Origin of the sequence: Pseudomonas petrae (assembly GCF_021728295.1) — a bacterium.
GTDB classification, from domain to species: Bacteria; Pseudomonadota; Gammaproteobacteria; order Pseudomonadales; family Pseudomonadaceae; genus Aquipseudomonas; species Aquipseudomonas petrae.
Genome location: NZ_JAKJXE010000002.1, coordinates 392961 through 406255, shown reverse-complemented (window position 1 = coordinate 406255; position 13295 = coordinate 392961). Strand labels below are relative to the sequence as shown.

General features: G+C 56.5%; 14 protein-coding genes and 1 pseudogene. 6 read left to right on the top strand and 9 right to left on the bottom strand.

Features of this window, described 5'->3' with window-relative positions:
- Window positions 1–26 precede the first annotated feature (26 nt).
- Window positions 27–980: a GlxA family transcriptional regulator gene (locus L4G42_RS05325; RefSeq protein ID WP_237260613.1), complete on the top strand. Its 954-nt coding sequence runs from the start codon at window positions 27–29 to the stop codon at window positions 978–980.
- A gap of 134 nt (window positions 981–1114) precedes the next feature.
- On the opposite strand, the gene L4G42_RS05320 is transcribed toward L4G42_RS05325, so the two are convergent.
- Entirely contained in the window at window positions 1115–2017 is a 903-nt protein-coding gene (locus L4G42_RS05320) for a LysR family transcriptional regulator (RefSeq protein ID WP_237252093.1), read from the bottom strand.
- A 130-nt stretch (window positions 2018–2147) separates the two neighbouring features.
- Between L4G42_RS05320 and L4G42_RS05315 the strand changes: the two genes are divergently transcribed.
- Complete coding sequence (locus L4G42_RS05315) at window positions 2148–2978, top strand: oxidoreductase (protein WP_237252092.1); 831 nt, start codon at window positions 2148–2150, stop codon at window positions 2976–2978.
- Window positions 2979–3361: 383 nt separating this feature from the next.
- On the opposite strand, the gene L4G42_RS05310 is transcribed toward L4G42_RS05315, so the two are convergent.
- Entirely contained in the window at window positions 3362–3982 is a 621-nt protein-coding gene (locus L4G42_RS05310; RefSeq protein WP_237252091.1) for a LysE family translocator, read from the bottom strand.
- Window positions 3983–4050: 68 nt separating this feature from the next.
- Between L4G42_RS05310 and L4G42_RS05305 the strand changes: the two genes are divergently transcribed.
- Window positions 4051–4587, top strand: a complete 537-nt coding sequence (locus L4G42_RS05305; protein WP_272905097.1) for an Lrp/AsnC family transcriptional regulator — start codon at window positions 4051–4053, stop codon at window positions 4585–4587.
- 138 nt (window positions 4588–4725) lie between these two features.
- Entirely contained in the window at window positions 4726–5253 is a 528-nt protein-coding gene (locus L4G42_RS05300) for a hypothetical protein (protein WP_237259420.1), read from the top strand.
- A 5-nt stretch (window positions 5254–5258) separates the two neighbouring features.
- Here L4G42_RS05300 and L4G42_RS05295 read toward each other — a convergent pair whose 3' ends face one another.
- The 6 genes and pseudogenes from L4G42_RS05295 to L4G42_RS05270 all read right to left on the bottom strand — a co-directional run bounded on the left by L4G42_RS05295 (window position 5259) and on the right by L4G42_RS05270 (window position 10059).
- Entirely contained in the window at window positions 5259–5696 is a 438-nt protein-coding gene (locus L4G42_RS05295) for a GNAT family N-acetyltransferase (protein WP_237252089.1), read from the bottom strand.
- A 224-nt stretch (window positions 5697–5920) separates the two neighbouring features.
- A pseudogene (locus tag L4G42_RS05290) lies at window positions 5921–6043 on the bottom strand (EamA family transporter); the annotation flags it as partial.
- Between the two features lie 21 nt (window positions 6044–6064).
- Window positions 6065–7471: a glycerophosphodiester phosphodiesterase family protein gene (locus L4G42_RS05285; protein ID WP_237260609.1), complete on the bottom strand. Its 1407-nt coding sequence runs from the start codon at window positions 7469–7471 to the stop codon at window positions 6065–6067.
- Window positions 7472–7690: 219 nt separating this feature from the next.
- Complete coding sequence (locus L4G42_RS05280; RefSeq protein WP_237252087.1) at window positions 7691–8563, bottom strand: bile acid:sodium symporter family protein; 873 nt, start codon at window positions 8561–8563, stop codon at window positions 7691–7693.
- A gap of 107 nt (window positions 8564–8670) precedes the next feature.
- Entirely contained in the window at window positions 8671–9258 is a 588-nt protein-coding gene (locus L4G42_RS05275) for an HD domain-containing protein (RefSeq protein WP_237252086.1), read from the bottom strand.
- 12 nt (window positions 9259–9270) lie between these two features.
- Window positions 9271–10059: a class II aldolase/adducin family protein gene (locus L4G42_RS05270; protein ID WP_237252085.1), complete on the bottom strand. Its 789-nt coding sequence runs from the start codon at window positions 10057–10059 to the stop codon at window positions 9271–9273.
- A gap of 108 nt (window positions 10060–10167) precedes the next feature.
- On the opposite strand from L4G42_RS05270, the gene L4G42_RS05265 reads away from it, so the two are divergent.
- Both L4G42_RS05265 and L4G42_RS05260 read left to right on the top strand, forming a co-directional pair.
- Complete coding sequence (locus L4G42_RS05265; RefSeq protein WP_237252084.1) at window positions 10168–11058, top strand: LysR family transcriptional regulator; 891 nt, start codon at window positions 10168–10170, stop codon at window positions 11056–11058.
- 324 nt (window positions 11059–11382) lie between these two features.
- A complete protein-coding gene (locus L4G42_RS05260) occupies window positions 11383–11859 on the top strand; it encodes a hypothetical protein (protein ID WP_237252083.1) in 477 nt (158 codons plus the stop codon).
- A gap of 85 nt (window positions 11860–11944) precedes the next feature.
- Here L4G42_RS05260 and L4G42_RS05255 read toward each other — a convergent pair whose 3' ends face one another.
- Window positions 11945–12487 carry an NMCC_0638 family (lipo)protein gene (locus L4G42_RS05255; protein ID WP_237252082.1) on the bottom strand — a complete coding sequence of 181 codons (543 nt, stop codon included), beginning with the start codon at window positions 12485–12487 and terminating at the stop codon, window positions 11945–11947.
- Between the last annotated feature and the right edge of the window lie 808 nt (window positions 12488–13295).

Genomic DNA, 13295 nt, shown 5'->3' with positions numbered 1-13295 from the left:
AATCCAGTTTTTACAGGAGCCTATGGATGCATCGGGTCGTCATTGTTGCTCAGCCAAACGTCGTCTCGTTCGACCTTTCAATTCCGTACGAGGTGTTCGCTCGATCGGCACTGCCTTCTGGCGCGCCTGCTTACGACGTACGTGTTTGCGCGGAGCGCTCGTATGTCGAGACTCAAGGATTTGGACTCACGGTGAAGTGGGGGCTGGAGGAACTGGAAAATGCTGACACCATCATGATACCCGGCACCGACGATTGCTCGGCGCCGGTGTCCGTTGCATTGATATCGGCGTTGCAAAAGGCAAAAGCGAGAGGAACAAGAATTGCGTCAATCTGCAGCGGTAGCTTCACCCTGGCGGCCAGCGAAATACTTGATGGGTTACGAGCTACGACTCACTGGCGAGCGGCTTCGGATCTGGCCAGGCTATTTCCCAATGTTAACGTCGACCCGAACGTCTTGTTTGTCGACAACGGTCAGATATTGACATCTGCGGGGGCGGCGGCAGGTTTGGATTTATGCCTGCACATGGTGCGCTGTGACTTCGGTGCCGCTGTCGCAGCAGCGGCAGCGGCAGCGCGCCTCGCCGTTGTGTCACTTGAGCGAGAGGGAGGGCAAGCCCAGTTTATCGTCCATCATGCACCGGAAACGAATTTAGCCTTGAGTCCGTTACTCGCATGGTTAGACAAAAACCTGGATCAGCCGTTATCACTTCAGACAATCGCGCTGCAAGGCGCAATGAGCACCCGGACATTAAGCCGGCGTTTTAGCCAGATACTGGGTGTCACGCCGCTGCAGTGGTTGTCGCACGCGCGTGTGCGCCGGGCGCAGACGCTTTTGGAAACGACACGCTACTCAGTCGAGCAGATCGCTTCCACGGTTGGATTCGGTTCGTCGACCACATTGCGCGAGCGGTTTCAGCAACAGCTGGGCATAAGTCCTCAACGATATCGTCGTGGATTTAATCTCACTGACGGCGGTTGACCTTTGGTTTGAGGACACATTTCGATATTCCCGGGAACATTGGTTGCCCGAATCCTGCCACGTATTAGGGCGATCGGCAGGGCACCCTGTCTTATTCGACCGTGCTGCCAAGACGAAGCGGACGCGTCCTGCATTTACGTCTTCAACTGACGGTCGGAACGGACAAAGTCGATAAACGCCTTGAGTGTCGCCGGCACATGGCGGCGACTTGGGTAGTACAGTTGCAAACCAGGATAATAAGGGCACCAGTCCGCTAGCACTTGGATCAGACGTCCGTCGGCGAGGTGATCGCTGACCATTTCTTCAAACACATAAGCCAGGCCAACCCCTTTCAATGCCGGGCCTACCATCAAGCTCACGTCACCCAGGGTGAGTGGGCCGCTGACTTCTAGCGCTTGGGGGATCCCGCCGCGTTCGAATTCCCACCGGTACACCGAGCCGCTGGGGAATCGATGACGAATGCAGGGTATATCGTGAAGGTCTTCGGGCTTTTGTGGCGTGGCGTGCCGCTCGAAAAGTGCCGGTGAGCCCACGACCACCGAACGCATGTTTGGCCCGATGAGCAGAGATAGCATGTCGGCTTCCAAGCGATTGCCGAAACGTACTCCCGCATCAAAACCACCAGCGACCACGTCCACCAGCGCATCGCTGTCCATGACCTCCAGCCTGATATCTGGGTACGCTTGAAGAAACGTGCTGACGATTGGCAGCAATACCAGCTCGCACGCCTGGCGACCCGCGGTGAGGCGCAGATTCCCGTAGGGCTTGTCGCGGAATCTGTTGAGGTCTTCGAGTGCGTCATCAATGTCTCGGAAAGCGGGCTTTAGCCGTGTGCAAAGTCGTTCTCCCGCTTCAGTCAGTGCGACACTGCGAGTTGTTCGATTGAACAAACGCACGCCCAATCGATTCTCCAGTGCTCGCAGTGAATGACTTAAAGCGGAGGGAGTGACGCCAAGCTCTACCGCAGCCCGGCTGAAATTCAGGTGCTGCGCAATGCAGAGGAAGATCGCGAGATCGGCAGTTGAGGAAACTTTCATTGATGAGCACCGTTCACAAAGTCATCCAGATTTTGTGGGATTATCACAGCAATGGTGCAGATTTACAGTACCGTCAACTCATCGAGAAACCCCAGCAATAACGCAAGGGTCGCTAATAGGAGGAGTTGAAATGCGTACTTGGTTCATTACTGGAGCTTCCCGTGGTTTTGGCACCCTCATCGCAGAACGCGCCCTGCGTGCCGGCGATGCTGTGGTCGCAACCGCTCGTAAACCGCAGGACATCACCGATCGATTGGGCGATCACCCGAATCTGCTGGCAGTGCGTCTGGATGTCACCAGCGAAGCAGAAGCCCATCAGGCTGTCGCAGAAGGCATCAAACGTTTCGGTCGTATCGACGTTGTGATCAATAATGCTGGCTTCGGTGTGTTGGGCGCGGTGGAAGAAACCAGTGCCAGCGAAACCGAACGACTCTTCTCGACGAACGTGTTCGGAGTGCTCAACGTCATTCGTGCGGTACTGCCGCACATGCGCAGTCAGCGCCGTGGCCATGTCATCAACATCTCTTCCGTGGGCGGTTATCAAGCCTATCGAGGTTGGGGCGTCTATGGTTCCACCAAGTTTGCGATAGAAGGCATCACCGAGGCGATGCACCAGGAGCTGGCTCCGCTGGGCATCCACGCGACCGTCGTAGAGCCAGGCTTCTTCCGCACAGACTTCCTTGACGCGCAGTCGCTGATCAAGACCGCACTCGAACTGTCGGACTACGACGAGACCGTCGGCAAGATGCGTGAATTTGCTGAGGCTGCCAACCATGCACAGCCTGGCGATCCGGTGAAGTTCGCCGAGGCAATTCTGGCACTGGTCAACGCTCCAAAGCCACCACAGCGTTTGGCGCTGGGCAGCGATACCGTGGCGCGAATCGGCGAGAAACACAGATTCGTCGAGGCAGAACTGGCCGAGTGGAAAGAGCTGTCTCTCTCGACCGACTTCGAAGTCTAAGTCTACGTCGGCCTGTGCGATCTTGGAGAAATGACTGATGAAACATGTGCTGATTTCACTGCTGACTGATGCAAATGGCCTATGAAAACTTAAAGTGAGATCGCACGACATCCGCTATCGAGTGAGGGGTAGGGGTAGGGGTAGCTTCGGTGGGTAATTCACAAATGCTTCGCAAAACCGGGCTTGCCCGGTTTTTGCGTTTTCAACGCCTGAAATTTTATCAAGCTATAAGCCAAACCATGCGCAGTGCTCAACCAGCCTCCCAGGATTCCGTAGGTTGTGCGCCTCCGTGATGCCTCCAAACCTGTTTGCAGTAATCGATGTTTCGCGTTTGGCCACACATCTAATCGACCAAACGTCCGTTGTCGGCCACTTTGTCTTTGCTAGACGACCAAGCGCTCAGCCGTCAGCGCGACGGCCAGTAGAATCATCACGAACCCGGATAACTGGCTGACGCGCCTGGCTGCAATGGGTCGACTGCTCAAGACTACTTCGGCACCGAATCCGACAGCTAAGTAAACGAGACTGCAGCCAGCGATGTGCAGCAGCCCCAAGCAGATGATTTGAACGGGCACAGGCCACTCTGCACTCAGGCTCGTGAATTGCGGCAAAAGAGCCAGGAAAAACAGGAATAGCTTTGGGTTCAACCCTGCCATGCAGGCGCCTCTCAGGGCCCAGCGGTATTGGCTGGCCGACTTTTCCACTTCAACCTCAGTCGGCGCGCTGGGATGCCTCAGCATGCCGATGCCCATCCAGGCTAAATAGGCTGCGCCGGCTACCGTCAGAAACGACAGCGCGCCCGGAGTGCGGGTCACCAAGCCGCCTACGCCAGCCGCGACCACCAATGTGGCGGCCAAATGTGCTGACATCATGCCGGCGACCGCTGGTACCACCACTCGACGTCCACGCATGCCTGCCGAAATGGCATAGGCCCAGTCAGCGCCCGGCGTTAACACCAACATCAAAGAAACGGCCCAGAATGCGGCCATCAAGCTAATGTTCATCTACCCCCCTTGAACTCCCGAATCCGATGTCGTCTATGGAACGGAACGCAGAATAATGTTCCGCCTACCTGCCGATTTACATAATATGGTTCTGTCATCAGCGGAGAAATACCAGGCAGGAAGATACGAAGGCGGTTCGGCGTGCGCGCGGAGACCAAGTAGAACTTGATGCAATCGACCGAAAGCTATTAAGCGTTTTGGCGCAGGACGCCGAGCTCAGTTACAAAGAGCTGAGCGCGCAAGTGCATCTCTCTGCGCCTGCTATCCATGAGCGGGTGAAGCGCCTGAAGCAGAGAGGTGTAATTCGAGCGACGGTTGCGCTCCTGGATGGCCCGATGGTCGGTCGAGACCTGCTTGCGTTTGTGCATCTTGAAACGAGCAACTGGGAAACCACTCGGCGCGTGCTGGAGATGTCCGCTTTCCCGCAGATAGAAGAAATTCACACCGTTGCGGGTGACACCGCAATGATTTTGAAGGTGCGCAGCGAGAACTCTGCGGAACTGGAAAATATGCTGGGCCAACTGCATCGCCTGGACGGCTTCAAGTCTGTGAAGACGTTCATCGCATTAGGCACCTATCTTGAGCGCGGCCCCCTGCCTGCATAGAGCTAACGAGCATCGAGGATTGATGCCTTCCGAGACTGGCTGAAAACGAACATTTGCTCCTTCCTTGCAAGCCTAAAAAACCGGTGCCCATGCTTCATTGCCAATCAAGGCTGGGGTAGCACCCACGCACAACAGCGAATGGCTCGTACTGTTTTCTGTGATCACCGCGAGTATGCATATGGAGGGTTTGTCGCAAGCGCTCTTGATAAACTCAGCGAAGTCGACGCGCGTGATTTCATTGACGCCGTCGATAGCGGGCTGGTGACTCATCAGGCCGGCGCCTTCGAGGCTGCGTGCAGCAACGCTAAGAAGTATCTCTTTTGGGAAGGAGCAACCAGTGTGTCGCCGCGCCGACTCACGCTCTGGTTGGAACCGGTCATTACTATCGCTGGCCTGCGGCGGCTGCACCACAGATACGGTTGGCCACATGCGTCCTACGCTTTCGACTTCGTGGGCTATCAGGCTGATCAGAAAACAGAATTAGCCGTGTGTGAGGCCAAGCCGACCCAGAGGGCAGTGCAGTCCTCACCCGTACAAGCGATTCTGCGCTTCATTTTGGGCGGGGCAGGGCTGAGGTCATGGTTAACGGTGAAGCGTCGTGTAACAGCGACAATCCGTAAGCGTGCGGTGATCACGCGTTGTAACAAGCTATATCTCTACTGGTAGCGATCTTAGTCTGGCCCGCAGAGCTTTTTGCTCATAAAAACACGACTCGCACCCTCCGGGTCACAGGCTATCTCCCCAAAACGTGTCCACCCGTTTTTTTCGTAAAAGCCAGGTGCCTGGAAGCTGATGGTGTAAAGCACCGCAGAGCGACATCCTCGGCTGCGCGCCTCTTCCTCAAAGGCTTTCAGGACTTTCGTCCCTAAACCCGATCCACGGAGAGAGTCTGGAAGATGAAAGAGATCGAGAAACGCTAACCCTAGAGACGATCTTCCGATAATTCCTCCCAAGGCTTGTTTCGTAATGGGGTCTCTGACAATAACTGTCAGTGGACTGCGATCATTTGAGCCAGTGATCTGATCATTGAATGCATTCAACCCGACGTTAATCGCTTCCTCAAGCTCGGGAATGGGCTCATTCCCAACTTCGATGAGATTCGTTTTCATGGTTTTACTCTTCGACCTTGGGTTAGTCATGAGCCTCTGACCGGCCCATCTTGAGTGAGTTACGCATGCTTGCGATTATGAGGCAATCACGCTTGCCGCGTTGGCAGTGGCTGTTCTCCGGTTCGTGATAAATCAGCGTGCGTGGGAACTGCGTTGCATCGCAGCGTCTGGAGCATCTGCATGCGCAATCAAACCGACTCAGCCTTGGCTCGGATCACCGAACGTCATTCCCAGCCACGCTGCATGCCCGTTGCCGCGATCAAGATCGCACTCACACCAATCCATTGAATTATTCCCAGCCGGTGGCCGAACCCAATCCAGTCCACCAGGATGGCAGCCACCGGATAGTTGCCGCGAGATGACTTCCTTTAGCGCGCTACTTCCCTCAGGTAGGTACTGCGCGCAGCAACGGCATCAGGCGTGAAGTCTGTAAATACGCCGTCAACACCGGCTCGGGAAAAGGTCATGTATTCGGCCGCTGGATTGCCCTTGTAGGCACCTGCCAAGTACTTCGCTTCGTTGCGGAAGGTGAATATATGGACGAACAAACCTGCCTTGTGAGCATCGCTGATCAGGCTGGTCTGCTTGAGGGTGTCGACCTGGGGCAGGCCCGGCTGGGACGACGCGGTTTGCGCTGAAGCGGCTGTAAGCAACATGGCTTGTGGCTTCCACGGACCAATGCCGTCGGCGTAGGTTTTGACCTCGGCTAATCCAGCTGGCGTCAGCAGCGCACCGAAGGAGCGTGGGTCGCCAGCAATGGTCCAGCTGTAAGGGCGGCCGCTGACGAACGTGTTGGGTTTGTCCGTGATGAACAGTGTTTCGCCGGTCTTGAAGTTTATGCCGTTCCCATCAACCAACTGAACTGCCTTGGTTTGCAGGCCGATAGAGCGCAGGTATTTCAAGCTGCCGGGGTCAAAGCTTTGTACAAAGACCGGTGCGTCCTTGCGATTTAGATTGTTGTCTTTAAGGGTCTTGAGAATAGCCGCTTCGAACGGATGTGTTCCCGGTGCGCCGCAACCATTGGCAATGGCCTGGGCATTGTTCCAGATCGGATTCTTGCTTTCCGGGTAGGTCGTAATAACGCGGCCTGTGGCTGCGCTTTTGGCTTTTGCAATGTCGATCACTTCCTGAAAGCTCAAGATCGGCAACTTGCCGTTAAGCTCGGTCGGGCGCTCGTCGCGGGCATCGAAAGTCGTGCCGCCTATCCATTGCTTGAGCTCGGCGAGTGTGAAGTCGCTGATTGACCAGTCATTGGTGTGGTCTTCGCCATCAACGACCAGGGATTTCAACACTGATTTTGGGTCGGCGGGATCGGTCAAGTCACTCAGGTATCGAGCCGGGCCATTTTCTGCGGTGGCGGGATACCTGACATTGACCCATACCCCTGGAACAGTGCGCTTGCGGCGTGCAACCTGGGCGTTCGTCTTCGCGACGTCGCTGATATTGGTGTTGTCGCTCAACCAGGGGTTGTGTCGAGCCACCAATACACAGTCCTTGGTCATGTGCAGATCCAGTTCGAGGGAATCTGCACCCGCATCGGCCGCATGCTCATAAGACGCCTGGGTTTCCTCCGGATACAGCCCCGGCAGGCCGCGATGCCCGATAACCAGGGGCGGAGCACCATCAAGGGTTTTGAACGAAGCAGCGGCGGCTGGCCTGCCGCCCGCTGAAATGCCAGACACATTGTCACAAGCGCTCACCAGCAGGCTGCATCCGACAACGATAAATCGGGCAAGCAGCGTTTTGACCGGTGGCGGGCTTGAGCGAGTGTGCATGTGTCGTCCTTAAATAAGGGTAGGGGGAGGGTATCCACGGATGTTGGCTTTGGGGCATGACAGCGTGGTGACAGCGCATGGGGTGAAGTCCGGCGTGGTGTTCGACATTTCAAAGCTCCGCAGGTTTTGCTGCAAGTGTGAGTGCTGGTAGCCGCGCTCAAGGATCGTGTCGGCGCTGTAGGCGCCAGACGCAGAGTCGCGCATTCAGCGGATAGAGATTTAGCGTGGAGCGATAAGCCCATCTGCTTTTTCTGGCGCAACAGGTGGGGTGCTTCTGCGCACGGTAAGCGCGAAAATCAGGCCGCCCACATACATCAGTACGCCGTAGATAGCGGCTGGCACCACCAGCGCATCGTCTTGCAACACCGTGCTGCCGATGACAATGGCCAAGGTGGCATTCTGCATCGCGGTTTCGATGGCAATCGTGACCGCCTGGCGGCGTTCCAGGCGGCCCAGTTTGGCCACTGCAAAACCGAGGATCAGCATCAGCACATTAAGCATCAGGGCCAGTGGCGCCACGACGCTAAAGTTCTGTTCGAACAAGGCCCAGTTCTTCATCAGCGCGCCGATCACAATGATTGCAAACGCTAAGGTCGAAAACCTTGTCGCCAGCGGCTCGAAGCGCTGCGCAGTTCGCGGCCAGATGCGCCGAGCCAGCATGCCCAGGGCGACGGGCAATCCGAGCATGGCGAAGACTTGAATCATCATGAAGCCAACCGGAAAGTCGATTTGCTGGTGCGCGCCGAGAAAGTGCCCCATGGCCAGGGTCACAATCAACGGCAAGGTGATGATGGTCATCAGGCTGGCGGCGGCGGTAAAGCTGAGTGCCAGGGCCACATCGCCGCGTGCGATATAGGTCAGCAGATTGGACGTTGTACCGGTCGGGCATGCCGCAATCAGCATAAAACCGACGGCGATTGCGCCCGGCAGTGGAAACATCGAAAGCAACGCAAAACACACCAGAGGCAGCAGAACAAAATGGCAGGCGAAGCCGAGCAGGAAGGCGCGAGGCTGTGCGGCGATCTGCCGGAAGTCGGCGGGCACCAAGCCCAGTCCGAGTGAAAACATGATCAAGGCCAGCAGTAACGGCATCAATACCGTCGAGAGTGGGTCACCAGACAAGGCAGTCTCCCAAACGCCGTCATAGCGGCGCGATTGTTGTGATGAGGGCGTTAAGGCGTGCTTGCAGCGCTGTGTTGTCAGCTGCGGTTCGATGCCATATAGATGCTGCGTTTGGGCGTGGCCATGACTCGGCGTAGCAGAGGTTCGAAAAACTCCAGCGGCAGGGTGCGCGCGGTCGGGTCAAAAGCTGCGGCATCGTATTTTTCGCAGAACTCCACGGTTCGTTGGTACAGGTCAGGCAGGTGCGAAAAACGCTCACGTGAGTGACGATCAAGGCCCAGGTGCTCGAAAAAATAATAGCCTTGAAACAACCCGTGGTTGGCGATCATCCAGTGATTTTCCGTGCTGACAAATGGCTGCAGGATGACCGCCGCCATGTCCGCGTGGTTGTAGCTGGCGAGCGTGTCACCAATGTCGTGCAGCAACGCGCACACCACGTACTCCTCATCTTTGCCATCCAGGTGCGCCAGGGTTGCGGTTTGCAGGCTATGGGTCAGCCGGTCTACGGCGAAACCACCGTAGTCACCACTGAGCAAGCGCAGGTGTTCAAGCAGGCGGTCAGGCAGTTTAAGCGCGTGCAGTTTTTGTTCGTCTGCAATCACACGCCAGTCCTCCAGCGTACCGTCGCGCATATGATGAAAAGCGGCTTGTAGAGTCGGTTTCATGCGGGGTTCCTGTCAGAGGCGAAAGCCGGGATCAATGCGGTCAAGCCTGCGCAGCAGGCCGGGCCACGCCAGTGCTCCGCCCAGGCCATGGGTCACCTGCTTGGCTTGAGCGGCGATGCCCGCCAACACATCGGCGCCAATTGGCGCCACTGGCACTCCGCCAGATAGCGCGCGTACCTGAATCATGCAGGCGGCTTCGAACACATACATCGCCAGGAAGGCATCGGCCACGCTGGCGGCCACGGTCAGCAAGCCATGATTGCGCAGCATCAGGAAGGTGCGGTCGCCGAGGTGCTCGACCAGGCGGGGCTTCTCATCCTCGTTCAGCGCCACGCCTTCGTAGTCGTGGTAAGCCAGCGAGGCGAGCACGAACAGCGACTGCTGCGACAACGGCAGCAGGCCGGCGGTTTGCGCCGAGACAGCACAGCCATTGACGGAATGAGCGTGCATCACGCAGTGGGCATCCGGCCGTGCGGTGTGCACGGCGCTGTGAATGGTGAAGCCTGCGGGGTTTACGTCATGGGGTGAGTCGGCAACCTTGCGCCCGTGGTAATCGACCTTAACCAGGCTGCTGGCCGTGATTTCGTCGAACAGATAGCCGTAGGGGTTGATCAGGAAATGGCTGGCCTCGCCGGGCACCCGACAGGAGATATGGGTGAAGACCAGGTCATCCCAGCCGAAGTGAGTGTAAAGCCGATAGGCCGCCGCCAATTCCACCCGTGCTGCCCACTCAGGATCACTGACGAGGCCGCGCAGGCTGGTTGTGGGTTGTGGCATGGCGAGAGGATTCTGGCTACTCATGGTGGCGGCTCCGATTAGTTGAGGCACACAGGAAACTAATCTTGAGCGCGCCAGGCTATAAACTGAAATAACATACGAGCCACTTTGCAATAACCAAATGGTATGGCGATGCTTGAGGACGACCTGGTTTATTTTTCCACCGTGGCCACTGCTGGCAGCCTCGCCCGGGCCGCCGAGCGCCTGGGCGTGTCACAACCGGCGCTGAGCAAATCCATGCAGCGGCTGGAACGTCGGTTGGGCGTCAAATTGCTCTCGCGCTCTTCTCGCGGGATCGAAGTGACCGACGCCGGCGCGGCGTTTCTGCTGCGCAGTCGCGCCATCTCGCGCGAGTTGGAAGTCGCCCTGCAGGAGGCGCGTGACGTTGCCGGTGGCCAAGCGGGATTACTGCGGATCGGCTCAACCCCGGCGGCGGCGAATTTTGCCCTGAGTGCGCTGCTGCCTCGGTTGATCGAGGAGCGGCCAGCAGCGCGGGTTAATTTTGTATCAGGATTCAGCGACGCCTTGCTCGATGCCGTGGCCAACGGCGATGTCGAACTTGCGTTGTTGCCGTTACCCGAGCGGATGGACTCGAGCCTGGACATGCTGCACCTGCTGGAAGACGACTATCAGATTGTGGTCAACGATCAGCATCCGTTGGCAGTCTTACAGAGTGTCTCGATGAGTGATCTGGCCGGTTACCAATGGGCCGGCTCAAGCAAGCAGGAGTTTGCGCGTGTGCAACTCGAGCGCGCCTTTGCATTGGAAGCGATTCCCTTGCCAGATCTGGTGCTGGAAGCGAATAACCTACCAGCGCTGCTGCTGGCCGTGTCACGCATGCCGCTGGTGAGCATGGTCAATTCCCATGCCGTGTCAGCGGAAAGCCTGCCAGCCAACATCGTGATGCTGCCGATCCGTCCGGAGCAGATCCGTTGCCCCATCGGTATGGTCTGGCGGCGCGGCTACATATCATCCATCGCGCTGCGGGCGAGGGCGCTTTTGCAGGCAGCGGCACGTGCATAGCACGTTCGGGGCCCCGGCAGTCTCCGTTAATCAGCTCGCGACTAGCAGCGTCTCATCTTTTGAAAACATACAGAATCACAGCCACGCCCAAACATTTCAGTCCATCATCCGACAGAAAATTTGCTGGTAGCGCATGCCAGTGGCGAACAAAGTGATGGCATTGTGATCTCATTTATAGATCTCCGCCTTTTGCTCTACGGAAGTGCTTTGTGACCAAACAGTTCCTCGGTATCAGGATTGTCGTGTCTGTGATGTTGTGTCTGCCAGGGTGCGCTTGGTTTAAGACAGTTCCTCTGACCGGGGCCTATGGGGAAGGGTTTCGGAGTGGATGCGAAGCTCGTGAGCTGGGTTCAGGATATGAAGCGCGGGACGCTGATGCCCGGGCTCATCTTCAAGGGCGCTACTGGCAAGGGTGGGGACGCGGTTTCAACTCCTGTCTGTCGCCTTGGGAAAAAGAGCAGCAAGACAAATGGCTTCATGGGGAGGACAAAAAATACTGCACCAAGCATCAGAAAAAGCGTGGCCACTGCAAAGAGTGAGGAAAGGCGGCCAATGATCCGGTACAGATTTTTTTGCCAGAACATGCAAGCTGTAAGATACGTGGTTAACTTCATTCATAAACCAAGTCCATTGAAAGGTGACGAGTTGAGCAGCAAGAGCGGCTACTCTTGCTTGACGCATGCGTTACATCCGCTTCGAACCACTCTCGACGTTTTGGAGATCCCTGATGATTTTCAATACATGGATCCCGAGCTAGTGGAATTGCTGGAAAGCGCAGTGAGCGAATACCTTGAGCGGTAGGCACTTCCCCCGGCAAGTTGCGATGTCGCGGCAGTGACGCGGTATCAGCGTCGGGTCGACTGTTTCAATCGTTGAGCCGACGCGCTCACTGACTAATGACTGCGGCCGTTCCAAGCGCTTGAATATTTGCAGTGTCAGACGCCGCAGTCGTTAGTGTGAACAGCATTTTTCGCGTGCCGTTCGGAACAGACCATTGGTAGGAGAGGGTGTGCGTCATGCCATTTGCGCCGGTTTGCTCGTGATCGTCTCTTACCAGCTCCGCATGGAACGGAGCCGGCGGATTTGCCACCAGTGTTTTGAAAAGGCGGGTGGTGATATTCGCATCAGCTCTGCGAGCATAAATGGCGCACAGCTTTTTCCCTGCGGGTAAGGCCAGTATGAATGTCCCATGCTCGTCTGGAACAGGCCATGCATCGCCTGGAGCATCTGCGAGAAATAGAGCTGCTTTTTGGGGGGGAAGCTTCGGCATGGGAGCCAGCTTCACCCGAAGGGCCTCAAGGTTTGGCAGGTTCCGCAGGCAGAGAGATCCATAAATCTTCGCGAAGGAGTTCGCCGGGTCATCTGTCTCAGCTGCAATACAGGTGTTCATACAGCCGATGGCAGTGAACAACGCCAGGAATTTAAGCATCACAATCTTCCATGAGAGGTTTTAAAAGGTCGTCGGGCCTTGGAACCTCATCCATGATGTGAGACTCATGGGGGGTACCCGCGCAAGCCAAGGTGCGCCGGAACGAGTTAAAGACGCGGGCAGAACCATATTTAGCCTTTGGGAATCGCGCTGTAGCAACGGTGTGCAGTGTCATGATTCTTGCTCCGTCCGTGAATGCGTGCCCGGTCCTTGAGAAGACGTTATGGGCTGACTCACATTTTGCAAAAGAACGAGTTGGCAAAACAAGGGTGAGGCTGCGTGCGCTCGGATCGCCAAGAATTGGAGAGCGTAAGATTCGACATCACGGCCGCTGTTATAAGCCAGCTGTCAAGGGGCGGTTGGGCTGCTGCATAAAGTAAAGTAAAGTATTTCATAATTTAACATAATATACATTATGCGTAACTTGATATTACGCTGCTGGGGCGCGTCGGGCCAGAGAATCGAACGTGGCGTTTCTGCATTTCGTGATCCTTGGTTTACTGCATGCAGTCTTACGCCGATATCATCACCTTCGATGATCACCGATCACCGATCACCGATCACTCCGAGCTCGTTGATCCAACAATCGCGATCAACCCTTCCTGCATCGCACCTTATCATCCAATGCAGCCTTCGAATCCATAGTGAACAACTTACGAGCGAATCGATGTCTGGCCCTCGCATCAAGCGCACGCCGATATCTGACCGACGCCAGTGGTATGCATCAAAGATCACTCCTCACAGGCGCAGATCTCGAGCCCTACGACACTGCAGTTCACCGACATCCGCCCGACCACCAAGATCTTAA

Coding starts and splice junctions, on each gene's coding strand:
- L4G42_RS05315 (WP_237252092.1), top strand. CDS start 2,148: ATGCGTACTTGGTTCATTACTGGAGCTTCCCGTGGTTTTGGCACCCTC.
- L4G42_RS05320 (WP_237252093.1), bottom strand. CDS start 2,017: ATGAAAGTTTCCTCAACTGCCGATCTCGCGATCTTCCTCTGCATTGCG.
- L4G42_RS05295 (WP_237252089.1), bottom strand. CDS start 5,696: ATGAAAACGAATCTCATCGAAGTTGGGAATGAGCCCATTCCCGAGCTT.
- L4G42_RS05275 (WP_237252086.1), bottom strand. CDS start 9,258: ATGAAACCGACTCTACAAGCCGCTTTTCATCATATGCGCGACGGTACG.
- L4G42_RS05310 (WP_237252091.1), bottom strand. CDS start 3,982: ATGAACATTAGCTTGATGGCCGCATTCTGGGCCGTTTCTTTGATGTTG.
- L4G42_RS05285 (WP_237260609.1), bottom strand. CDS start 7,471: ATGCACACTCGCTCAAGCCCGCCACCGGTCAAAACGCTGCTTGCCCGA.
- L4G42_RS05255 (WP_237252082.1), bottom strand. CDS start 12,487: ATGCTTAAATTCCTGGCGTTGTTCACTGCCATCGGCTGTATGAACACC.
- L4G42_RS05265 (WP_237252084.1), top strand. CDS start 10,168: ATGCTTGAGGACGACCTGGTTTATTTTTCCACCGTGGCCACTGCTGGC.
- L4G42_RS05325 (WP_237260613.1), top strand. CDS start 27: ATGCATCGGGTCGTCATTGTTGCTCAGCCAAACGTCGTCTCGTTCGAC.
- L4G42_RS05270 (WP_237252085.1), bottom strand. CDS start 10,059: ATGAGTAGCCAGAATCCTCTCGCCATGCCACAACCCACAACCAGCCTG.
- L4G42_RS05300 (WP_237259420.1), top strand. CDS start 4,726: ATGGCTCGTACTGTTTTCTGTGATCACCGCGAGTATGCATATGGAGGG.
- L4G42_RS05280 (WP_237252087.1), bottom strand. CDS start 8,563: ATGCCGTTACTGCTGGCCTTGATCATGTTTTCACTCGGACTGGGCTTG.